Genomic DNA, 21,994 nt, shown 5'->3' with positions numbered 1-21,994 from the left:
TTGCTCCGACATGGAGCAGACCGTGAAGCACATGGACGATGCTGCGGGAGCCTCCGACCCCGGCCACCACGTCGTGGTCGTCGGTCGCTCCGACATGAACCGTCGCTACCAGATCGTCCGTCGCGGCGGCGCCCGCAGCTGGCTGTTGACCTGGACGATGAACGGTGCCGGCGAACTGGCCCACGACGACGTGCAGACGGTCTCCGGTCCTGGCGATCTGGTGGTGCTCGCCCCCGATGTGAACCAGCGGTACCGGACCGCTGGCGACCGATGGGACTTCCTGTGGGCCCACTTCCATGCCCACCCGGCGTGGCCGCCCCTGCTGCGAACGTTCGAGCTCGGCCGCGGCCTGTTCCGGATGCACATCGCCGGTCTCGAGGACCGGGCACGGGTGACGGCGGCGTTCGACCGAGCGTCGAGGGATGCCCGCCCCGACGCCGTCTCACTCGTCGAGCCGCTCACTCGTCTGGACGATCCGTCGGCCGACGGCACCGAGCGCGTCCGCGCCGGCGGCCCCGAGTCCGCGGATCTCCTGCTCAACGCGATCGAGGAGGTCGTGCTCGTCGCCGTGCGTGCCGGTCGGACGACCGGCGAGCGATCGGACGCCGACGGCATCCTCGCCGCGCGACGGGCGATCGCCAGCGATCCGGCGGCGCCGCACACCGTGGCCTCGCTGGCCGCCGTGGCGGCGATGTCGCCCTCGCACTTCGCCCATCAGTTCCGTCGGCGGATCGGGACCACGCCGATGGCCGCGCTGCGCGACGAGCGCCTCGCCCTCGCTGTGCAGTTGCTCCGGTCGACCGACATGTCGATCGCTCAGGTGGCGCGGGCGGTCGGCTACCGGGATCCGCTGTACTTCAGTCGGGTGGTGCACCGCACGCTCGGCGCGGCGCCGTCGGATCTGGCCGACGCCGAGCGCCGGACAAGATGTCAAGACAAGCTACGGTAGGGCCGATGTCAGACCAGGTGAGCAGCTTCGGTGAATGGGGGGTCGTCGACGGACTCCCGGTGTTCCACGAGACGGTCAGCCCGACCGATCCCGTGTGCACGTGGGATCCGGTGATCGAGCCGACGACCAATCGTCACTGGGCGGCGTTCGGCAACCGGCGCTTCCAGGCCATCGCCGACAACCACGGCACGCTCGCCATCTGGGACACGGCCACCTCGTTCCAGTGGCTCACCGGCGCCCTCGGCACCGGCGTGACCACCGTCGACACCGGCGGCGGTTCGTGGGCGACCGACCTGTCGCGCTGGCCCGACGCATGGTCCGCCGAACCGCCCACCCGCACGTGGGGACCGACGTGGTTCACGGTCCGCGGCACGTGCGACGGGATCGACATCGAACGGTCGACATTCGCTCCCGATGGCGATCTGCCGTGGCTGGTCGTGCGCGTCACGGTGGCAACCAGTCGTGCCGCGGTGCTGACGGTCGCCGAGGAGTGGACGGTGCGTCGGAGCGCGGTGGCGCCGTTCTTCGGCGATCGCAGCGAGCAGACCGGCGACTCCGTCGAATCGATCCGCTCGGTCGCCGCCGGCGATCGCGTGCGTTTCGTCGACGACACCGGCGCGCCGCAGCTGTCGTTGGTGTCCTATCAGCCGCTGACGCGGATCGACGGCGGGGAGCCGCGCGTGGAGCTCGATCTCGCCGCCGGCGAGTCACGGACGTTGTGGTTCGCCATCGGTCGCGAGGAAGAGGCTCCGCCGCCGACCGACCCGGAGGCGGAGTGGGTGCGGTCGCTCGACGCACTGCGGGCTCGGCTGCCGGTCGCATCCTCCGGTCGAGTTGCCGCCCTGCAGCGCGAGGTCCCGTGGCACGCGGCGATGCTGACGGGTGGCGCGTGCACGGACAAGGTGCTCGGCAACCACACGCTCGATCAGGCGTCTGCGTACAGCTTCCGGCTCGGCTTCAACGGCGCGGCACGTGATCCGCTGCAACACGCCCTGCCCCTCGTGTACAGCGAGCCCGACCTCGCCCTGTCCGTGCTGCGCAACACGTGCTCGTGGGCCACGCCGGACGGCGAGCTGCCCTACGCCCTCGACGCGCAGAAGCAGCGCATGACGCTGCGCTACCGGCCGTCGGATCAGGCCCTGTGGTCGATGTGGCTGGCGAGCGAATACCTCGCGGCGACGGGCGACGTCGCCGCCTTCACCGAGGCGCTCCCGTTCCATCCCTCGTGCGATGCCGAGCCGGCGCCCCTCGTCGACCACCTCTCGCGGCAGTACCGGCACCTGATCGACGTGGTCGGGGTCGGAGCTCACGGCCACATCCGCATCCTCAACGCCGATTGGAACGACTCGGCCCTCACGCTGTCGCCGCTCCCGCGCGACGTGATGATGAACGAGGGCGAGTCAGTCCTCAACTCTGCGATGGCGGCGTGGGTGCTGCCGCGATTCGCCGGCTGCCTGCGCCGAATCGCGTCCGCTGCCGAGGGCGACGCTTCGACGATGCTCGCCCTGGCCGACGACGCCGACCGCCGCGCCGACGACTGGCGCGACCTCGTCGCCGGGGAGTGGAACGGCCGCTGGTTCCACCGTGCCCTCGGACCCGGCGCGGTTATCGGTGCCGACGACTGCTGGCTCGAGGTGCAGCCGTGGGCGATCCTCTGCGGTGCGGCGACCGAGGACCAGGCCGAGCAGCTGCTGGCGACGATCGACGCCACCATGCGCGACGACTCGCCGGTGGGATGCCGCCTCCGCGGGCCGCGACCGATCAAGGTGCCGGCCGAGCGTCTACCGGGCCAGGGAACGTCCGGTGGCATCTGGTACTCGATCAACATGACACTGGCGTGGGCGGCGCGCGACGTCGCCCCGGACCTGGCGTGGGACGAGCTCGACCGGATGACCCTGCACGCTCACAGCAAGGCGTACCCCGATATCTGGGAAGGAACCATCTCGGGACCCGACTCCTACAACACGCCCGAATCGTCTCGACCCGGCGCCACATGGGCCTGGCCGTCGTCGCACGTGGCGATGCAGAGCTTCCCCGTGACGAACCTGCACGCCCACGCTCAGGTGCTGCTCACGTATCTCCGCCTGCTCGGCGTGGAGCCGACGGCGGCCGGGTCGCTACGGGTCGGCTCGGCCGACGACCGCTTCACCAGTTCGACGTTCTCGCTCGAGGGCGGCGGCCACGGCTGGCTCCAGAGCACGGGTCCAGTCACCGTCGCCACGCCCCACGGCGAGGTGAGCGGCTCCGGTCGCGTGACGTTCTGACCGCCGGAGCGCAATGCTCCGAAGTGGTCGCGGCGGAAGCGTTGCCAGCTTTCGCGATCAGCTCCAGAACGCCGAGATCGGAACGGCGAGCACTCGATCGGCGAGTTCGAACGCGTCCGGCCCGGTGTGGAGCACTGCGCCCGCCGCGAAGCGGTCGCCGATCTTCTCGCGAAGCCACAGGAGGTGCTTCGCATCGGATCTGGTTGGGGATGCCGTCGCCTTGATCTCCAGTCCGAAGACCCTGCGCCCCGCACGTTCGATGACGAGATCGACCTCCTCGCGGCCGCCCTTCGTGCGGGCGTGGAGCACCCGAGTCCGGCCTTCGAACGCGGCGACTTCGCTGCGCAGCTGCGCGGCAACAAAGGTGTCGAGTGTTCTTCCGAGCAAGTCGTCGTCGGCGATGACGGTCTCGGCCGACGCGTCCAGCGCAGCAGCCATCAGCGCGCTGTCGATGACATAGCGCTTGGGCGTGTGGGTCAGTGTCGACAGCTGGTTGCCGGACCACGCCGGCACGCGCTCGGTGATGTAGAGCGCCTCGAGGAGCGCGTCGTAGGTGTCGGCCGTTCGGCGATTGATTCCCGCCGCGTCGTAGAGGGTCTTGTGTTCGGGGAGGCCGGCGGAGCTCGCGGCCAGGACCTCGAAGTACCGGTCGAGCTTGAGTTCGTCGAGCCGGGCGATCTGGCGACTGTCACGTGTGATGAGCTGTTCGACGTAGCTGTCGATCCACTCGAACGTCGAACGTTGAGGGTTGATGGCCACGGCGGGAAACGCCCCGCGGACGGCAAGCGAGACGTAGTCGCGAAGGTCCAGCGGTACTGGCGGTCTGGCAAACTCGGCCGGGTCGGTGCGAAGCAGGCGGTCGAGAAACGTCGGTTGGTCACTCCGCGGTCCGCTGGCGTGGAGCTCCCGCTCGGTCAGTCCGTACATCCGCAGCCGGATGAGCCGACCAGTGCCCGGCCAGAGGTCCGCCTCCACCTCGGCGCGCACACTGCCGGTGAGGATGAAGCGTCCGGGGCGCGGGTCGTCGTCGACGGATCGTTTGACCGCGCCCAGTACACCGGGTACCTCCTGCCACTCGTCGAGCAGGATCGGCTCGGGTCGGTCTCGCAGCGCCGCGTCGGGGTCGGCCCGAAACGCTCCGGCCTGGGCCGGTTGATCCAGGCGCACGACCTCGACCGCATGCCGTCTCGCTGTCGTGGTCTTTCCCGCCGCCCTCGGCCCGTTCAGCATCACTGCGGGAAAGGCTGCGAGCAATTCGGCGAGTCGGCGATCAGCGAAGCGCTCCAGGTATGTCGGTGTGGTCACCACCGAGCACGACTCTACCGTTTTGGTACGTGGTCGAGTGCCTATTTGGCACAGCGTATACTGCCGCTCTGGTACCGAACGTCCGCCGTCAGGGGGCGGCGAGGATCCGTACCTCGACGGCGCCGACGTTGCCGCCGGTGGAGGTGTCGACGTCGAAGCGGAACGTCTGGCCGGTGGCGTCGATCGGGGCGACGTTGGGTTCCGCCGCGGTGGCGGCGGGGAATGGTCCGAACGTCTCGCCGTCATCGACCGTGACCGTGAACGTCTCGGTGATGGCGGTTCCGTCGAGCATCGACCGGGTGATGAACTCGACGCCGGCGACCTCGCGGGGTTCGGCGAGCTCGATCGTGATGAAGGCGTCGTCGCCGTCGCCGGCGCTCGACCACTCGGTGAGTCCCGAATCGTCGATGGCGTTGGTCGCTGCGTAGCTGTCGCTGAACTCCGAGCTGACGTCGACCACGGTGCCCTCGAGTGAGAGGTTGGGCCCGCGCTCGGCGGCGGTGTCGGCTGGTGCTGCGTCCGCTGCTTCAGGGATGGTGAACGTGTCCATGTCGGACCGGTAGATGGTGCCGTCAGCGGTGAAGCCCTCGACGACGAAGTAGTAGGTGGTTCCGGCGACGGCGCCCGGCAGGGCGACGTCGTGGTCGACGATGCCGGTGCCGTTCATCGACAGGCTGTTGTTGAAGTTGCCGAGCTCTTCGGTCGGGCCCCACACGATGGCGCAGATCATCGGCTCGGTGGTGGTGACGTGGAAGATCGCCCGCTCGGGGTTCGTCGGGTCGGCCTCGAACACGAACTCGCCCGCCTGCACCTCGGCGAACGGTCGAACCACCGTCACCGCCTCGGAGGTCGCCGTCGGGCCGTCGTCATCGCCAAGTGGCGTGAGAGTCAGCGCCAATGCGGCCATGGCCAGAGTCACCACCCGCCCTCCACCATGCCCGCGCCTCGCGGTCATTCTCATCGGACCAGTCTGCCGCTCAGCAGCGGCTCGACGTCACTCGCTGTCCGTAACGTCGACGCCGACCCGGCTGACCCGGTCGAGACGTGGCCGTACGAAGCGCTCGTGACCGCAATCGAGCGGGGCTCGGTGCACGAGTGGTCGCGGATCGTCGCGGCGATCCGACGCGACCCGTGGGGCGACGTCGCCCGCTCCGTCGACGACTATCTCCGCGACGCAGATCGATCGGGCGTCGCCGAGCTGCTACGGCGCGCCGTGTCGAACTCTCGGGCGGCCGCGGAGGACGCTGATCGCGCCGCCGTCGCCGCGAGGATCAGCGAACTGATCGGCGCATCGGGATTGACGGCTGCGCGGTTCGCCGCACAGCTGGGCACGTCGGCGTCGCGCTTGTCAACGTATGCGACCGGCAAGGTCATGCCGTCGGCGGCGTTGCTGATGCGCATGGAGCGGTTGGTGACCGCGATGAGCGATCGGCCCGCTGAGCGACCCTCCCGCTCATCGCGCTGACCGGCCGAGGCGGCCCGTCGAGTCACTGCGGGTGGGGTTTCGCCGCTGGGTGACGTTCGGGGTCGCGCCGGTTGATGCCGTCGGAGATCTCGCTGTCGTCGACTCGGTGCACGGTGCCGGGCGCGTCGTGTTGGTCAGTGGCAGACCGCGTCACTCTGTCGTTGTGCCGCCGAGCCTGTCGCTCGTCCAACGCGAGAGGGGGTCCGATTGCGGGGGTTCGTAGCCGGCGGGTACGGCCGACGGAACGTGTTGGGCGGCGACCGACAAGAGGGTGTGGACGTCGGGGTTGACGAGCATCACCGAGCCCACTGCGACGGTGGGAACGGTCTCGTTGCCGCCGGCGGCCGCGCGGACTTGGGCCGCCGCTGATGGGTCCTCCCAGATGTTCACGCGGCGATGAGGGACGGCTCGAGCATCGAGCTGGCTGAGCAGCGATGCGCAAAAGATGCACCCGGGCCGCCAGAACACGACGATCTCGTCCGACGTCATCGCGCCGCCCCCTCGATGCAGCAAGGGGTGGTGAGTACGGCATCGTCGATGACGAGGCGCAGGTGTTCGATGGTCACGGGCTCAGCATGGCATCGTGACCGGCCGCAGCCACGCCCGGCGCCGACGCCCGTGGCTGCGTTCATGTCATCCCACAGCGCCCGGATGGTCGCTGCTGGATGACGCGAACGCCCGTCCACGGCGGCGGCGACCGATCTCCCGGAACACGAGCTCGCGGGCGTTCAGTCGGCCGGCGCGAGGTTGAAGATGTAGGCCCGCCGGGGACGTGTCGCCGAGCGGTTGGGCGGCGTGTAGTGAGGCGTGCCGTAGGAGTGGATCGTGCAGCCGCCGGCTCGGAGTGGTGCGGCGACGGCGGTGGACAGGTCGAGCTGCGCCGCCGGGTCGTCGAGGGCGAGCAGGCGTCCGGGGTCGTCGGGATCGCCGGAGGCCACGTGGTGCTGCAACAGCGTGTGCTGCCGCCCGGGAACGAAGTGCATGCAGCCGTTCTCGGTGTCGACGTCGTCGAGCGCCACCCAGAACTGCAGCGCGCCGAGGGGCACGGCGGCGCCGGCGGGCGCGAACGGCAGCTCGGAGTACGACGCGTCCTGGTGCCAGGGCGTCTCGTGCGGATGTCCCGGCTGCTTGAAGATCAGCATGTCGAACTCGCGCCGGACCGGTCCGCCGACCAGCTGTCGGGCGATCTGCACGCCGAGCCGGAACGCCGGGTTGTCGGCGAAGACGGGGTGCGTGTCGGCCGGGCGCATCACCTGGCGCGTGAGGCCGCCGAGCAGCCGGTCGCCGGGCGCTCCGCCACCGTCGATCAGCTCGTCGTAGGCGGCGCGCAGGACCGGCAGCGCGTCGTCGGGCACCAGCCGGTCGACGACGGTGAAGCCGTCGCGGTGGAAGCGGTCGATCTGGGACTGGTCGAGCACCGGTGTCATCGGTCGGTCGCGCCTTCCTCGGCGGGGTACAGGTGGCAGGCCACCGTGCCACCGTGGGGGGCAGGGCGCATCACCGGACGGACGGTCTCGCACGTGTCGTGGGCCTGCGGGCAGCGGCCGCGGAACGGGCACCCGCCCGGGCCGACCGCACCGGCCGGCCCGGAGGCGATCAGCCGGGCGCGCTCCGTGCGGCGCTGGCGCTGCCGCGCGGGGTCGGGGACAGGCACGGCGGCGACCAGCGACCGGGTGTAGGGGTGCGCCGGCTCGCTGGCGACGGCGTCGGCGTCGCCGACCTCCATCAGCTGCCCGCGGAACATCACGGCGATGCGGTGACTGAGGTGGCGCACGATCGTCAGGTCGTGGGCGATGAAGAGGTACGCCATGGCGAACTCCTCGCGGAGGTCCTCGAGGAGATTGATGATCTGCCCCCGAGTCGAGACGTCGAGGGCGCTCACCGGCTCGTCGCACACGACGAGGCGGGGGTTGACGGCCAAGGCGCGGGCGATGGCGATGCGCTGGCGCTGCCCGCCGGAGAACTGGTGCGGGTAGCGGTCGGCGTGGGTGCGGTCGAGGCCGACGAGCTCGAGCAGCCTCTCCGCGTCGCGGCCGTCGGGCCCGTCCGCGGCGACCGAGACCGCCTCGTCGAGGATCGTCCGCACCGTGAGCGCCGGGTTCAGCGACGAGTACGGGTTCTGGAAGACGACCTGGAGGTTGCGGATGATCCGCCCCCGGTCGGTCGGCGCGATGCCGGCGATGTCGTGGCCCTCGAAGTCGATGCGGCCCGACGTCGGCGTCACGAGGCCGAGCACGGCGCGCCCCGTGGTCGTCTTGCCCGAGCCGGACTCGCCGACCAAACCGAGCGTCTCGCCGCGGTCGATCGTCAGCGACACGCCGTCGACGGCGCGGAACACCGGGCGCGGGCCGACGAACATGCGCCGTGGTCCGGTGAACTCGACGACGAGGTCGTCGATCGTCAGCAGCGGCTCGCTCACCGGTCCACCTCGGTGCCCGGCACGAGGATGCAGCGAGCGGCCCGGTCGTCCTTCCGGCGCAGCTCGATCGGCCCGGCGGAGCACTCGGGCATGGCGAAGGCGCAGCGCGGCGCGAAGCGGCACCCGGGCGGGCGCCGATCGGGCGCCGGCACCGTGCCGGCGATCGTGCCCAATCGGCCGCGGCCGCCCTCCTCGGGCAGCGAGGCCAGCAGCGCCTTCGTGTACGGGTGCTGCGGCGAGGCGAAGAGGTCGTCGACCGTGGCGTGCTCGGCGATCTCTCCGGCGTACATCACGATCGCCCGCTGGCACAGGTCGGCCACCACGCCAAGGTCGTGGGTGACGAGCAGGATCGTCAGCTGGCGCTCGACCTGGAGGCGGCGCAGCAGCTCGAGGATGTCGGCCTGGACGGTCACGTCGAGCGCGGTCGTCGGCTCGTCGGCGATCAGCACCTGCGGGTCGGCGGCGAGGGCGGCGGCGATCATCACCCGCTGGGCCATGCCGCCCGAGAACTCGTGGGGGTAGGCGCCGGCACGCCGCTCGGCGTCGGGGATGCCGACCTGCTCGAGCAGCTCGACGACGCGCCGTCGCACGTCGCGGCGGGACAGGTCGGTGTGCAGTTCGATCGCCTCGGCGATCTGGTCACCGATCGTGAACGCGGGGTCGAGGCTGCTCACGGGGTCCTGGAACACCAGCCCGACGACGCCGCCGCGCACCCGCTTGAGCTCCCGTTCGGGGGCGCCGACGATCTGTCGCCCGTCGATGCGGATCGAACCGGTGGCGCGTCCCGGTGCCGGGACCAGTCCGAGCAGCGACATGGCGGTGATCGTCTTGCCGCAGCCGGACTCTCCGACGAGGCCGACCACCTCGCCGCGCTCGAGTTGGAACGACACGTCGGTCACCACGTCGAGGGTCTCGCCTCCGGCATCGAGGAAGGAGATCGTCAGGCCGGCGACGTCGACGATCGCCGTGTCGCTACCGGCGGACGGGGCCGGGGTGTTCGGTCGGGCGGCGCGGCCGGGGCGGGGCGGGCGCCGGAGGCCGGCCCCGAGCTGGTCGCGGATGCCGTCGCCGAGCACGTTGAGGGTGAGCACGACGGCGCTGATGGCGAGGCCGGGCGGCAGGACGAGGAACGGCTGGCGGTGCACGTAGCTGCTCGCCTTGGACAGCATGCCGCCCCAGCTCGGCCGCGGCGGCTGGATGCCCACGCCGAGGAAGCTGAGCCCGGCCTCGGCGAGCAGGGCGATGCCCATGGTGAGCGAGATCTGCACGATCAGCGCCGGGAACACGTGGGGCAGCACGTGGCGGCGGGCGATCGTGCGTGTCGGCAGGCCGAGCGTGCGGGCGGCGTCGACGTACAGCTCGTGGCGCACGTCGACGCTCACGGCGCGCACGATGCGCAGGATGCCGGGGCTGAGCAGCACGCCCAGCGTGAGCATGGCGGCGACGAGGCTGTTGCCGAACACGGCGACGACGGCGATGATCACGATGAGCCCGGGCATCGACATCAGCCCGTCGGTGATGCCCATCGTCCAGCGCTCGAGGCGTCCGCCCCGCAGGCCGGCCATGAGGCCGAGCGGGAAGCCGAGGACGACGGCCACGCCGACGGCGAGTGCCGACGCGAGGAGCGACACCCGCGCCCCGTGCAACAGGCGCGACATCACATCGCGGCCGAGCTCGTCGGTGCCCAGCCAGTGGTCGCCGGTCGGCGACGAGAAGGCGTTGGAGAGGTCGTTCTTGATCGGGTCGTACGACGTCAGCAGAGGGGCGAGCACGGCGGCGAGGACGAGGAGGACGAGGAAGGCGAGCGGGATCGCCGTCGTCGGCCGGCGCCACATGCGGCGCCACCGCACGGACCGCCCGGCTGCGGGCGAGTCCGGCGTCGGGGTCGGCGTCGACGTGGGGGCCGGCTCGACGGCGACCGTCATCGGGCCCTCGCCTTCGGGTTGACCCAGCCGTAGAGCAGGTCGATCACGAGGTTGACGGCCACGACCACCACGGCTGAGAGCACGACGATGCCCTGGATCATCGACAGGTCGCGGCGTGACACCGCAGTGATCGCCAGCGACCCGATGCCCTGGATCGCGAAGACCTGCTCGATCACGACGCTGCCGCCGAGGAGGGCGACGGCCTGCAGACCGATCACGGTGAGCAGGGGGATGGCGGCGTTCTTCTGGCCGTGCTTGAGCAACACCCGCTTGAAGCTCATGCCGCGGGCGAGGGCGGCGGTGATGTAGTCGCGCTGGAGCACCTCGACGAGGGCGCTGCGCGTCTGGCGAGCGATGGCGGCGCTCGCCGACGAGCCGAGGGCGATGGCCGGGAGGATGAGCGAGCGGATCCAGTCGACGGGGCTCTCGGTGAGGGCCACGTAGCCGGTCGGCGGCAGCCAGTGCACCCAGCGGGCGAACGCCGTGACGAGGAGGAGACCGAGCCAGAAGTTGGGGACCGACAGGCCGATCGACGCCAGCGTCGTCACGGTGCGGTCGAGCAGGCCGCCGGGGCGGACGGCGGCGATGTCGCCGGCGGTGATGCCGAGGATCAGGGCGACGAGCAGCGAGACGAAGGTGAGCGACAGCGTCGCCGGCAGGCGGTCGAGCACGGCCTCCGACACGGGTTGGCTGGAGAAGAGCGAGGTGCCGAGATCCCCGCGCACGGCGTCGCCGAGCCAGCTGAGGTAGCGCCCGGTGAGCGGTTCGTTGAGGCCCAGCTGCTCGCGGATCCGTTCCACCTGTTCGAGCGAGGCGGTCTCGCCGGCGATCGTGAACGCCGGGTCGCCGGGCACGAACTGGAGCAGCACGAACACGCCGAGCGACACGACGATCAGCAGCGGGATCGTGGTGAGCAGCCTCCGCACGACGAGTCGCAGCATGCTTCAGCTCCTCAGAACTGCTCGAGGCGTGCCGAGCCCGCGCCGAGGCGTGCACCTCACGGTTGGCGCCAGGCACCAACCGTGAGGCGACACCCCGGCGCGAGCTGCCGGCGTCACGACTCGGCGGACCAGCCGTAGATCGACGGGACGGCCTGGTTCGGGTACGTCTCGACGCCTGACACGTTGGGCCCGACGAGGTAGACGATCGACTCGAAGTGGGTCACGAGGAACCACGCCTGCTCGGTGACGTGCTGGTTGATCTCGATGAACTTCTCGAACATGGCGTCCTCGTCCGGCGCGGCGACCGCCTCCTCGAAGAGGGTGGCGATCGTCTCGTCGGCGGTGTGGTACGGGTTGAACGACGAGTCCTCGAGCAGGAACAGCTTCGTCATCTCGAACGGGTGACGGCCGCCGAAGATGACGTTCGGCATCGGGTGGTTGCCGTCGAGCCACGTCTCGATGAACCCGGCGTCGATCAGCTCGATGTCGAGGGTGATGCCGATCTCCGACAGGTACCCGGCGACCGCCTCGACATACGTCTGGCGGCGGGCGTTGGTGGTGACGGGGATCGTGAAGCTCTCGACGCCCGCCTCGGCCATCAGCTCGCGGGCGAGCTCGGGGTCGTACGGGTACATCTGGTTGACCTCGTCGGTGATCGCCGGCGACCCGGGCGGGAAGATCTGCGTCGTCGTCTCGCCGAGACCGAGACCCAGCGTCTCGAGGATCGCGTCGCGGTCGACGGCGTGGTTCATCGCCTGGCGCACGCGCACGTCGGCGAGCTCCGGGACGGCGGTGCCGTCGCGGTCGGCGAGCGAGAACCCGACCCAGCCGACGAGCTCGGTGAGCACGTCGAGTCCGGCCGACTCGGCCGGCGCCGCCTGCTCGGCGGTGGCCGGAGCCATGTCGACCTGGCCGGCGATCACCGCGTTGAGGCGGGCCTCGGCGTCGGTCATGACGGTCAGCTCGAGGCGCTCGGCGCGCGGGATCGAGGGATCCCAGTAGTCCGGGTTGACGTTGAACACGTACTTGTCGCCGGGTGTCGAGGCGCCCTCGTCGTAGAGGTACGGGCCCGAGCCGACCGGCACGAGGTCGAGGTCCTCGTTGTCGAGGGCGGCCGGGCTGATCATCATCGCCATCACCGACGTCAGCTCCATGAGCAGCATCGGGTCGGGCGCCGACAGTTGGATCTGCACCGTCGTCGGGTCGACGACGGTGACCGACTCGATCGAGCCGATCAGCGCGGCGCGGGGACCGGTCGACTGGAGGCCGCGCTCGATGTTCGCCTTGACGACGTCGGCGTCGAACGCCTCGCCGTCGCTGAACGTGACGTCGTCGCGGAGCTTCAGCTCCAGCAGCGTGTTGGTGTCGTCGACGTACTCCCACGAGGTGGCGAGCATCGGCACGATCTCGCCGTCGGCGGTCATGCGCATCAGCGTGTCGTAGGCCGGCTGCAGGTACTGCAGGAAGTTGCCGATCTCCGACATGTGCGGGTCGAACGTCTGGCGGTCGACGAGCGTGGCGACGCGGACGGTGCCCTGCGGCTCGACCGCCTCGGCGGCCGGTTCGTCGGGCGCCGACGCCGAGGCGGCGTAGCCCCCGAGCGCCGACGTCGCGACGGCGAGTGCGGCGAGCACGGCGGCGCGCCGGAACGGATGACGTGATCTGGTCATTGTGGTTCCCCCTGTGTGGTGACTTTGCTCTGGTTGGAGACGGATGCGCCGTCGACGGCGACAGTGACGGACGTGCGCAGGTCGCGGCTCGACGCGCCGAACGTGACGGTGATCGGACCGTCGTCGACCACCCACCGGTGGCCGTCGGGGTCCCAGCGGGCGAGCTCGTCGGCGCGCAGCGTGAACGAGGCGGTCGCCGTCGCTCCCGGCCCGACCTCGACGCGGGCGAATCCCTGGAGCTGGCGCACGGGGCGATCGGCGTCGCTCTCCGGCCACGACGCGTAGAGCTGCACGACCTCGACGCCGGCGCGGTCGCCGGTGTTGGCGACGGGCAGCTCGATCACGACCGTGCCGGGCCCGGAAGCGGCGACGGTTGGTTCGCCGTAGGCGAAGGTCGTGTAGCCGAGGCCGTGGCCGAACGCGAACAGCGGCTCGATGCCGTGCCGGTCGAAGTGGCGGTGCCCGAGGTGGACGCCCTCGTCGTACACGACGTGTGGGCCGTCGTCGGGTTCGCCCTCGGCCGGGCCGGCCGAATGGTCTGTATGGGCGGCGCCGTCGGCGAGGCGGGCCGGCCACGTGACGGCGAGCTTGCCCGACGGCGACGCGTCGCCGAAGATCACGCCGGCCACGCCGCGTCCGAACAGCTCGCCGGGGTAGCCGGCGTGGAGGATCGCCGGGGCGTCGTCGGCCCACGGCATCGCCACCGGCGAGCCGGCGTTGACGACGACGACGGTGCGCGGGTTGCGGGCGGCGACGGCGCGCACCAGCTCGTCCTGACGTCCCGGCAGCTCGAACATGTCGCGGTCGCGGCCCTCGGTCTCCCAGAACCCGTCGAGTCCGACGACCACGACGGCGGCGTCGGCGGCCGCCGCGGCCGCGACCGCCCGCTCGAACAGGTCGGCGGGGTCGGGGGGCGTGAGGCCGACGAGCATCCCACCGAGCGGGGAGTCGGTGTCGCGGTCGAACTCGACGACCAGCTCGACGGTGCGGTCCGTCTCGAGAGCGAGATCGACGACCGACTCGGCGCTGCCCCAGCCGTACAGCGTGACGCCGGCACCGTCCGTCGAGCTCGTCGCCACGACCTCCTGCCCGTCGACGAGCACGCGGGCCGAGCCGGCGCTGGCGAGACCCAGGCGGTGCACGCCGTCGTGCTCGGCACGGAACGTCGCCGTGAGCCGGGCCGAGAAGCGGCTGGCGTCCACCAACCCGGGCACCGTGCCGTAGAAGTGCTGCGACATCGAGCGCACGTGGCGAACGGCGACGGGCTCGCCGGCGCAGCCGAGACGGTCGAACAGCTCGAGGCAGGCGCCGTCCACCTCGCCGTAGCGGATGCGCGGCGCAGCGAGCGGGGTGCAGTGCTTGCCGATGCGGCAGCCCGGCTCGTACACCACCGATGTCGTCGCCGGGTGGTCGGCGAGGCCGGCGAGCGGCGAGATCTGCCTGATCGGCGTGACCCGGGCGCTGCCACCGCCCTGGATCTCACCGGGGTCGGCGTTGGGGCCGATCACCGCGACGCGCAGGCCCTGCGGGAGCGGCAGCACGCCCTCGTTGCGCAGGAGGACGAGGCTCTCGACCGCGGCGCGATGGAGCATGTCGTCGATCTCGTCGTCCGACGGGGCGTCGTCGGGCGGCTCGGCGTTCGTGGCCCGTTCGATCAGGCGCACGACGTTGGCGGCCGCCGCGGTGAGGTCGTCGTCGGTCAGCTCGCCCTGCTCCACCGCCTGCACCAGCAGCGGGCCGCGGCGTCGTGGCGGGCCGGGCATCTCCAGATCGAGTCCGGCCCGCAGTGCAGCGACGGTCGAGCGGGTGCCGCCCCAGTCCGACATCACCAGGCCGTCGAAGCCCCATTCGCCGCGCAGGATCGTGCCGATCAGCCAGGCGTGGTCCGACGTCGGGATGCCGTTGAGCCGGTTGTAGGCGGTCATCACCGCCCAGACGCCGGCCTCGCGCACCGCCGCCTCGAACGGGCGCAGGTACGTCTCGCGCAGCGTGCGCTCGTCGATGTCGGAGGAGACGACGTGGCGATCGCGCTCGGACTCGTTGCCGACGAAGTGCTTGACGCACGCGCCGACGCCGTTGCGCTGGAGCCCGGCGATGTAGGCGACGGCGAGGCGGCTGGTGAGGTGCGGGTCCTCCGAGAACATCTCGAAGTTGCGGCCGCCGAGCGGCGAGCGCGGGAGGTTGACCGTCGGCGCGAGCAGGAGCCCGGCGCCTTTGCGGCGGCACTCGGCGGCCAGCGCCCGGCCGACGTCGCGGACGAGCTCGACGTCCCAGGTCGCGGCGAGCGTGCTGGCCGACGGGAAGCACACCGACGGATCGCCGTCGTAGATGTGGCCGCGGACGCCGTTGGGTCCGTCGCTGACGCGCAGCGCCGGCAGCCCGAGCTCGGGGACGTCGACGGTGTGCCAGGTGTCGGCGCCCGAGCTCAGCGCGATCCGCCGCTCGCGCAGCAGCTCGCTCACTCGCTCGTCCTCACCGATTCGCACACTTCCCCCATTCACTTTCAGACCTGTAAGCGTATTAGGGTTCTGAAAGTGAGGTCAAGGGGGCGGGTGCCGCGGAGGAGGTGCCCCACCACCGCAGGAGGGACCGCAACGCGCCGACACCGACACCGACACCGACAGCGGCATCGAGGAGCACCGTGAGCGTCGAGAGCACCCAGGAACGACGGGCGAGACTGAAGCAGGCACGGCGTCAGGAGATCCTCGACGCGGCGATCGAGCTGTGGGCGACCAAGGGCTCGCGCGGGACCGGCCTGGCCGAGGTCGCCGAGCGGGCGGGGATGACCCACGCCGGGGTGCTCCACCATTTCGGCTCGAAGGCCAATCTCCTGCTCGCCGTGATGGCCGAGCGCGACCGGCGCGACCGGGCGATCCTCCAGCCGTACTTCGACCGGGCCGACATCACCGACCTGTGGAGCCACTACCCGGAGGTCGCCAGGGCCAACGAGCGCGAGATCGGCCTCGCCCAGCTGTTCGTCGTGCTGATCGGCGAGAGCATCACGCCGAACAACGTCGGTCACGAGTACCTGCAGGACCGCTACCGCATCGTCCGTGACCGCACCCAGAAGATCCTCGAGACGGCGCGCGAGCGCGGCGACATCGACCGGTCGGTCGACTGCGCGGCGATCGCCTCGCAGATCGTGGCGTTCATGGACGGCGCCCTGATCCAGTGGCTGCTCGACCCGCAGCCGGGCCAGCTCGTCGCCCGGTACGAGACGTACTTCGGCCAGCTGGCCACGACGATCAGCCTGAAGACGACCGGCACCCGGCGGCGGAAGGCGGCAAAGTGAGCCGCCCGAACTTCGTCATCGTCGTGGCCGACCAGCTGCGCGCCGACGCCCTCGGCGCGTTCGGCCGCATCGACGCCCGGACGCCCGAGCTCGACGCCCTCGCCGCCCGCGGGACGACGTTCACCAGCGCCTTCGTGCAGCACAGCGTGTGCTCGCCGAGCCGGGTGTCGTTCCTCACCGGCTGGTACCCACACGTGCGCGGCCACCGGAGCCTGTACCACCTGCTGCGCCCGGACGAGCCCAACCTCCTGCGGGCCCTCAAGGAGGGCGGCTACCACGTCACCCACGTCGGCGAGCGCGGCGACACGTTCGCCCCGGGCACCACCGAGGTGAGCTGCGACGAGTACGGGTACCTCGAACGGCCGACGCCGACGCAGTGGGGCACACCGCAGGACGGGGAGCCACGCACCTACTACACGGGTCGCACCGACCCCACCGGCGTGCTCCACGTCGACGAGGCGGCCGTGCGCACCGTCGAGACGTGGCTGACCGAGCCGCCGCGCGAGCCGTGGGTGCTGTACGTGCCGTTGTTCTTCCCGCACCCGCCGTTCGGCGTGGAGGAGCCGTGGTTCTCGCTGCACGACCGCGCGTCGATGCCCGAGCCACGGCCGCGACCGACCGGGTACGAGCCGCTGTACATGCAGGCGCTACGCGACCGCTTCGGGCTCGAGCGCGTCGACCCCGGCGGCTGGCGGGAGATCGGTGCCACCTACGCCGGCATGGTGTCGCGGCTCGACGCCCACGTGGGCCGCATCGTGCGGGCGCTCGACGCGTCAGGCGCCGGCGGGTCGACGGTCGTCGCCTTCTTCAGCGACCACGGCGAGTACCTCGGCGACTACGGCCTGATCGAGAAGTGGACGTCGGGCCTCCACGAGTGCCTGCTGCGGACGCCGCTGCTGCTCGCCGGACCCGGCGTGCCGGAGGGGGAGCGGCGCGACCCCCTCGTCGAGATGGTCGACCTCGTGCCCACCGTCGCCGAGCTGGCCGATCTGGAGCTGCGGCACACGCACTTCGGTCGCAGCCTGCTGCCGTTGCTGGCCGACGAGGATGCGGCGCACCGCACGCACACGTTCGCCGAGGCCGGCTTCACGATCGAGGAGGAGCCGCTGCTCGAGCGGGCGCCGTGGCCCTACGACATCAAGGCCGGCATGCAGCACGAGGATCCGTTGATCGCCGGCAAGGCGGTCGCCGTGCGCACCGCCGAGTGGGCGTACGTGTGGCGCCTCTACGAGCCGCCCGAGTTGTACGACCGCGTCGGCGATCCCGGTGAGCTCGTCAACCGCGCCGGCGACCCCGACGTCGCCGAGGTCGAGGCCGAGCTGCGTGACACCGTGCTGCGCTGGATGGTCGAGACGGCCGACGTCGTGCCGTGGGAGGAGGACCCGCGCCGGCCCGCCGTCGAGCTGCCCGTTCCGGGTCAGGGCCGACGATGACGGCGCCTGCCGGCTCGGTCGGCGATCGCGCTCGTCAGGCCTGGCGGCGCGCCGGCATCCCAGTCGCCGCCTCGAACAGCTTGACGACGGCGCACGAGTCCTCGTCGCGGTGGTCGTCGAGGGCCCGGCGGTTGAGCTCGTCGACGGCGCGGCCGACCACGAGCGGCACGCCGGCCCGCTCGGCCACCTCCACGGCGAGCCGGTTGTCCTTGTGCATCAGCCCGACGGTGAACGTCGGCGTGAAGTCGCCGTCGACGATGCGCGGGGCGATGTCGCGGAACATCGGGCTCACCGAGGCCGCTCCGGAGTCGGCGACGACGTCGACGAAGACGCCGGGGTCGAGCCCCGCCGCGCTGCACACGGCGAGCGCCTCGGCGGTGATGCCGTTGATCGCGCCGAGCATCAGGTTGTTCATCAGCTTCAGCACGCTCGCGCTGCCCGACGCCCCGACGTGCACGACGCGCTGGGCGATCGTGCCCTCGAGGACTCCGGCGGCGCGGCGCACGGCGTCGGCGTCACCGCCACAGGGGATCGTCCACACACCCGCTCGCTCCGGCCGGCCGAGCACCGGCGCGTCGAGGTACGCCACGCCGGCCGCGGCGAGCGTCGCCGCCGCGGCACGAGAGGTCTCGGGGTCGACGGTGCTGAGGTCGGCGACGATCGAGCCGTCCCGCATCGAGTCGCGCAAGGTGGCGGTCACCTCGGCCACGTCGTCGGGGCCGCGCAGCGACAGCAGCACGAGGTCGGCGTCGGCCGCTGCCTCGGCGACCGACCCGCTCGGCGACGCGAAGTCGGCGAGGGCGGTCATCGCCTCGGCCGACACGTCGAAGCACCGCACGCGGTGGCCCGCGGCGGCGAGCGCCCGCACCGCCGCCGATCCCATCCGTCCCACACCGATCACCGCGATCTGCTCCACAGCTGCTCCCTTCGTGCCGACGGCCGAGCATGACAGCACCGATCGGCAGGCCGCAACCGACCGGTCGCGCGCAGCCCGCCGGCATCGACCGAACCCGAGGAGACGAACGAGATGAGCAAGCCAGTGCGCCTCGAGTACGGCGACGGCCACGTGAACGTCGACCTGCCCGACACCGCGGTCGTCGTCGGCCCCGAGCTCGGCCACGTCGAGCCGCCTCCGCTCGACGATCCGGTCGCCGCCACCCGCGCCGCGATCGGGGCACCGCTCGGCTGCGAGCCGATCGCCGGTCTCGTCGGTCCGGGGTCGACGGTGACGATCGCCGTACCCGACCGGGTGAAGGGCGGCGCCCACGCCACGGCGCACCGCCGGGTGACGCTGCCGATCGTCCTCGACCAGCTCGAAGCGGCCGGCGTGAGAGCTGCCGACATCAACGTGGTGTGCGCGATCGGCCTGCACCGCAAGAACCGGCGCGACGAGCTGGAGTCGTACCTCGGCGCCGAGACGCTCGCCCGCCTGCCCGCCGCCAACGTCGTCAACCACGACGCCGAGGACCCCGACGGCATCGTCGCCCTCGACGACTCCGAGTGCGGCGACGTGGTCGAGGTCAACCGGCGGGTCGTCGAGAGCGACCTCACCGTGCTGATCAGCCACGCCGCCGGCAACCCGTACGGGGGGTTCAGCGGCGGCTACAAGATGCCGGCGACCGGGCTCACGACCTGGCGCTCGATCCGCTGCCACCACAGCCCGCGCAGCATGTACCGCGACGACTTCGTGCCGATCTCGACCGACAGCCACTTCCGCGACCAGCTGCGGGCGATCGGCCAGCGGATCGAGTCGGCGATGCCGCGCCCGTTCTTCACGATCGACGCCGTGCTCGACAGCCGCTCCCGCCAGCTCGGCGTGGCCGCCGGGCGGATCCCCGACGTCGAGCAGGCGACGTGGCCGCTGGCCGGCGCCCGCACCGAGATGACCGTGCCCGGCGACCCTGCCGACGTGCTGATGATCGGCATGCCGCGCAGCTTTCACTACGGCAACGGCATGGGCTCCAACCCGATCCTGCTGGCGCAGGCGATCGGGGCCTCGCTGGCTCGGGCGAAGCGGGCGCTGCGGCCCAACCCCGTGGTGATCGCCACCTCCGTGTGCGACGGCTGGTTCAACGAGCACGAGTTCCCGTGCTACCGGGCCGTCTACGACCTGCTGCAGACCGTCGACCGCCCGTCGGACATGGTGCGCTTCGAGGACGAGGTGGCGACCGACCCCGAGTGGGTCTACCTCTACCGGTTCCACCACGGCTACCACCCGTTCCACCCGTTCTCGATGGTCTACATGGGCGGTCTCGCCCGCGAGCTCGCCGCCGCCGTCTACGTCGCCGGTGCCACGTCGCCGGGCTACGCCCGCGGCATGGGCGCCATCCCCGTGCCGTCCGTCGATGCCGCCCTCGCCGAGGCGGCCCGGCACGTCGGCAACGACCCGAAGGTCCTCGTCGTCCCCGAGCTGTCGAAGCCGGCGTTCCACCTCACGGCCGCGCGCGCCTGACCGAGCGGGCCACGCCGCGGGCCGCTACCGACCGGCGGGGTGGCGCACGGGTCGGACGCGGTCGGCGAAGGTGCGGAGGCCGGCAGCGTCGACGGGCGAGGTTCGTCCGCCGCGCTGTCGATGGGCACGGGGCGAGTGGCCGTAGTGGTGACGGAAGCGCCGGGAGAAGTAAAGGGGGTCGTCGTAGCCGCAGGTTCGGGCGATCTCCGTCACCGTGAGGTTGGTGCGGAGCAAGAGCTCGTCGGCGACGTCGAGGCGAGCCAGTTCGAGGGCGGTGGCGAGGCTGACGCCGGCGTGGCGCTTGCACAGCCGGGTGAGGTGCTCGGCGCTGACACCGGCGACGTCCGCCAGCTCGCCGAGCGAGATCGCCCGGACCCGGCGCGACCATTCGTTCCGCACGTGGTCGAGTGCCGTGGCGAGCGGCTCGGGCTCCGCGGGCGGGGCGAGGTCGGGTAGCGAGCCGGCGACGAAGATGCGCAGCACGGTGGCCACGGTCCGTTCGACCTCGTCCGGCGTGGCCCCCGGGGTCGCCGCCAACCAGACGAGGTAGTCGAGCAGGGCCGGCAGAGGACTCGGGGCGATGGCATGACGCCTCACCGACGGCCAACCGTCGCTGTCCGGTCGCGGTGTGAGGTCGAAGTGGACGTACCCGTGGATCGTCGGCTCGTCGGCGATCCAGCGCAGGTGGTCACGCATACCTGGCCGGGCCAGCAGCAGTACCCCCGGCTCGAGCGTCACTCGCTCGTCGAGGTCGAGGTGCTGCCACTCGGCGCGGCCTCGCACGACCCAGACAAACTCGAAGTCGCGCAGCGTGCGCGGCCCGAAGGTGGCGCCCGGCGGATACGTGAACAGGGCCGGACGCACGTTGACGGTGACCCGGCCGATGTCAAGATCATCCAGGTTTTCGTGTGTCTGGTCTCTGGTAGTGCGGCCGATCTCGCGGGATCCTAGTCAGATGGTGACCACATCGACCGCGCCCACTCAGTCTCCGGCGAACGTGCGGCCCACCTCGGCCGACGCCGGCTCCGACCGGGCGGCCGACTACCGACGCGACGGCTTCGTCATCATGCCCGGCGTGCTGACCCGTGACGAGGTCGACGCTCTCCTCGACGAGGGGACGCGCATCGTGCGGGGCGAGCTCGGCCCGGTCGAAGGCCTCGCGCCGGCCGACCCTGGGGAGCCCGACGGCGAGGTGATTCGTCGGTACGCGTGCATCCACTTCCCGCACAAGCTGTCGCCGGTGATGCACGAGGCGCTGGCGCATCCGCGCATCGTCGAGGTGCTCAACACGCTGATCGGCCCCGACGTCAAGGCGATGCAGTCGATGTTCTTCACCAAGGGCGAGGGCAAGCCCGGGCAGGCGTGGCACCAGGACGAGTACTTCATCCCGACGCGGGACCGCTCACTGACGGCTGCGTGGATCGCCCTCGACGACGCGTCGATCGACAACGGCTGTCTGTGGGTCCTGCCCGGCTCGCACGCGCCCGGCGTGATCTACCCCGCCGGCGAGCATCACGACGAACGCTTCGACCAGTCGGTCGAGGCCTACGGCTTCCCCCACGCCGACGCCGACGCCGTCCCCGTCGAGCTCGCCGCCGGCGACGTGTTGCTGTTCGACGGGCATCTGCTGCATCGCTCCCTGCCCAACACGGGTCGGGCCGGCATGCGCCGTGCACTCGTCAACCACTACATGAACGCCCACTCGATGCTGCCGTGGGGTCCGCCGCCCCCCGACGTCCACGCCGGCCGCTGGGACTACCGCGACATCGTGGTCGTGTCCGGTGAGGATCCGTACGCGTTCAAGGGCACCGTCGACGCCTCCCGACCCCACGTGCGGGCGGCAGTTCAGCCCGGTGGCACCGACGGCTGAGCGTGGCGT

At 71.4% G+C, this 21,994-nt stretch carries 18 protein-coding genes; 7 read left to right on the top strand and 11 right to left on the bottom strand.

The window, feature by feature from the left end; translation table 11 throughout:
- Window positions 1-31: 31 nt before the first annotated feature.
- Window positions 32-949 carry a helix-turn-helix domain-containing protein gene (locus DN771_RS10465; protein ID WP_227462312.1) on the top strand — a complete coding sequence of 306 codons (918 nt, stop codon included), beginning with the start codon at window positions 32-34 and terminating at the stop codon, window positions 947-949.
- A 5-nt stretch (window positions 950-954) separates the two neighbouring features.
- Complete coding sequence (locus DN771_RS10460; protein WP_116997317.1) at window positions 955-3,213, top strand: GH36-type glycosyl hydrolase domain-containing protein; 2,259 nt, start codon at window positions 955-957, stop codon at window positions 3,211-3,213.
- A 57-nt stretch (window positions 3,214-3,270) separates the two neighbouring features.
- On the opposite strand, the gene DN771_RS10455 is transcribed toward DN771_RS10460, so the two are convergent.
- Window positions 3,271-4,518, bottom strand: a complete 1,248-nt coding sequence (locus DN771_RS10455) for an ATP-binding protein (RefSeq protein WP_116997316.1) — start codon at window positions 4,516-4,518, stop codon at window positions 3,271-3,273.
- Between the two features lie 88 nt (window positions 4,519-4,606).
- Complete coding sequence (locus tag DN771_RS10450) at window positions 4,607-5,437, bottom strand: discoidin domain-containing protein (protein WP_162941784.1); 831 nt, start codon at window positions 5,435-5,437, stop codon at window positions 4,607-4,609.
- Window positions 5,438-5,581: 144 nt separating this feature from the next.
- On the opposite strand from DN771_RS10450, the gene DN771_RS10445 reads away from it, so the two are divergent.
- Window positions 5,582-5,983 (top strand): helix-turn-helix domain-containing protein, encoded by a 402-nt coding sequence (locus DN771_RS10445; RefSeq protein WP_227462307.1) that lies wholly within the window; start codon window positions 5,582-5,584, stop codon window positions 5,981-5,983.
- Between the two features lie 150 nt (window positions 5,984-6,133).
- Here the strand turns inward: DN771_RS10445 and DN771_RS10440 are convergent, their stop codons facing one another.
- The 7 genes from DN771_RS10440 to DN771_RS10410 all read right to left on the bottom strand — a co-directional run bounded on the left by DN771_RS10440 (window position 6,134) and on the right by DN771_RS10410 (window position 15,400).
- Complete coding sequence (locus DN771_RS10440; RefSeq protein ID WP_116997314.1) at window positions 6,134-6,472, bottom strand: glutaredoxin domain-containing protein; 339 nt, start codon at window positions 6,470-6,472, stop codon at window positions 6,134-6,136.
- A 239-nt stretch (window positions 6,473-6,711) separates the two neighbouring features.
- Window positions 6,712-7,410: a phytanoyl-CoA dioxygenase family protein gene (locus DN771_RS10435; protein ID WP_116997313.1), complete on the bottom strand. Its 699-nt coding sequence runs from the start codon at window positions 7,408-7,410 to the stop codon at window positions 6,712-6,714.
- Window positions 7,407-8,402, bottom strand: coding sequence for an ABC transporter ATP-binding protein (locus DN771_RS10430; RefSeq protein WP_116997312.1), 996 nt, complete (start codon window positions 8,400-8,402; stop codon window positions 7,407-7,409). Before DN771_RS10430 ends, DN771_RS10435 begins: the two co-directional genes overlap by 4 nt.
- Window positions 8,399-10,327, bottom strand: coding sequence for a dipeptide/oligopeptide/nickel ABC transporter permease/ATP-binding protein (locus tag DN771_RS10425; RefSeq protein WP_116997311.1), 1,929 nt, complete (start codon window positions 10,325-10,327; stop codon window positions 8,399-8,401). The genes DN771_RS10430 and DN771_RS10425 overlap by 4 nt, the downstream gene beginning before the upstream one ends.
- Window positions 10,324-11,268: an ABC transporter permease gene (locus DN771_RS10420; protein ID WP_116997310.1), complete on the bottom strand. Its 945-nt coding sequence runs from the start codon at window positions 11,266-11,268 to the stop codon at window positions 10,324-10,326. Before DN771_RS10420 ends, DN771_RS10425 begins: the two co-directional genes overlap by 4 nt.
- 113 nt (window positions 11,269-11,381) lie before the next feature.
- Window positions 11,382-12,938, bottom strand: a complete 1,557-nt coding sequence (locus DN771_RS10415; protein WP_116997309.1) for an ABC transporter substrate-binding protein — start codon at window positions 12,936-12,938, stop codon at window positions 11,382-11,384.
- A complete protein-coding gene (locus DN771_RS10410) occupies window positions 12,935-15,400 on the bottom strand; it encodes a beta-glucosidase (RefSeq protein ID WP_162941783.1) in 2,466 nt (821 codons plus the stop codon). Before DN771_RS10410 ends, DN771_RS10415 begins: the two co-directional genes overlap by 4 nt.
- Before the next feature lie 179 nt (window positions 15,401-15,579).
- On the opposite strand from DN771_RS10410, the gene DN771_RS10405 reads away from it, so the two are divergent.
- Together DN771_RS10405 and DN771_RS10400 are read left to right on the top strand one after the other, a co-directional pair.
- Complete coding sequence (locus tag DN771_RS10405) at window positions 15,580-16,230, top strand: TetR/AcrR family transcriptional regulator (protein ID WP_162941782.1); 651 nt, start codon at window positions 15,580-15,582, stop codon at window positions 16,228-16,230.
- Entirely contained in the window at window positions 16,227-17,663 is a 1,437-nt protein-coding gene (locus tag DN771_RS10400) for a sulfatase family protein (RefSeq protein ID WP_116997306.1), read from the top strand. Before DN771_RS10405 ends, DN771_RS10400 begins: the two co-directional genes overlap by 4 nt.
- 34 nt (window positions 17,664-17,697) lie before the next feature.
- Here the strand turns inward: DN771_RS10400 and DN771_RS10395 are convergent, their stop codons facing one another.
- Window positions 17,698-18,579, bottom strand: coding sequence for an NAD(P)-dependent oxidoreductase (locus DN771_RS10395; protein ID WP_162941781.1), 882 nt, complete (start codon window positions 18,577-18,579; stop codon window positions 17,698-17,700).
- A gap of 111 nt (window positions 18,580-18,690) precedes the next feature.
- Here DN771_RS10395 and DN771_RS10390 point away from each other — a divergent pair, with 111 nt between their 5' ends.
- Window positions 18,691-20,115 carry a lactate racemase domain-containing protein gene (locus tag DN771_RS10390; RefSeq protein ID WP_116997304.1) on the top strand — a complete coding sequence of 475 codons (1,425 nt, stop codon included), beginning with the start codon at window positions 18,691-18,693 and terminating at the stop codon, window positions 20,113-20,115.
- 24 nt (window positions 20,116-20,139) lie between these two features.
- Here the strand turns inward: DN771_RS10390 and DN771_RS10385 are convergent, their stop codons facing one another.
- Window positions 20,140-20,979 carry a helix-turn-helix transcriptional regulator gene (locus tag DN771_RS10385; RefSeq protein ID WP_116997303.1) on the bottom strand — a complete coding sequence of 280 codons (840 nt, stop codon included), beginning with the start codon at window positions 20,977-20,979 and terminating at the stop codon, window positions 20,140-20,142.
- A gap of 91 nt (window positions 20,980-21,070) precedes the next feature.
- Here DN771_RS10385 and DN771_RS10380 point away from each other — a divergent pair, with 91 nt between their 5' ends.
- Window positions 21,071-21,985: a phytanoyl-CoA dioxygenase family protein gene (locus DN771_RS10380; protein WP_116997302.1), complete on the top strand. Its 915-nt coding sequence runs from the start codon at window positions 21,071-21,073 to the stop codon at window positions 21,983-21,985.
- Window positions 21,986-21,994: the final 9 nt, after the last annotated feature.

Origin of the sequence: Desertimonas flava (genome assembly GCF_003426815.1) — a bacterium.
GTDB classification, from domain to species: Bacteria; Actinomycetota; Acidimicrobiia; order Acidimicrobiales; family Ilumatobacteraceae; genus Desertimonas; species Desertimonas flava.
This window is presented reverse-complemented; position numbering and strand designations above follow the sequence as displayed.

What these genes read in the sequence shown, in the direction of transcription:
- DN771_RS10440 (WP_116997314.1), bottom strand. Translation starts at nt 6,472, where the DNA reads ATGACGTCGGACGAGATCGTCGTGTTCTGGCGGCCCGGGTGCATCTTT.
- DN771_RS10465 (WP_227462312.1), top strand. Translation starts at nt 32, where the DNA reads ATGGACGATGCTGCGGGAGCCTCCGACCCCGGCCACCACGTCGTGGTC.
- DN771_RS10420 (WP_116997310.1), bottom strand. Translation starts at nt 11,268, where the DNA reads ATGCTGCGACTCGTCGTGCGGAGGCTGCTCACCACGATCCCGCTGCTG.
- DN771_RS10460 (WP_116997317.1), top strand. Translation starts at nt 955, where the DNA reads ATGTCAGACCAGGTGAGCAGCTTCGGTGAATGGGGGGTCGTCGACGGA.
- DN771_RS10415 (WP_116997309.1), bottom strand. Translation starts at nt 12,938, where the DNA reads ATGACCAGATCACGTCATCCGTTCCGGCGCGCCGCCGTGCTCGCCGCA.
- DN771_RS10380 (WP_116997302.1), top strand. Translation starts at nt 21,071, where the DNA reads ATGGTGACCACATCGACCGCGCCCACTCAGTCTCCGGCGAACGTGCGG.
- DN771_RS10425 (WP_116997311.1), bottom strand. Translation starts at nt 10,327, where the DNA reads ATGACGGTCGCCGTCGAGCCGGCCCCCACGTCGACGCCGACCCCGACG.
- DN771_RS10435 (WP_116997313.1), bottom strand. Translation starts at nt 7,410, where the DNA reads ATGACACCGGTGCTCGACCAGTCCCAGATCGACCGCTTCCACCGCGAC.
- DN771_RS10390 (WP_116997304.1), top strand. Translation starts at nt 18,691, where the DNA reads ATGAGCAAGCCAGTGCGCCTCGAGTACGGCGACGGCCACGTGAACGTC.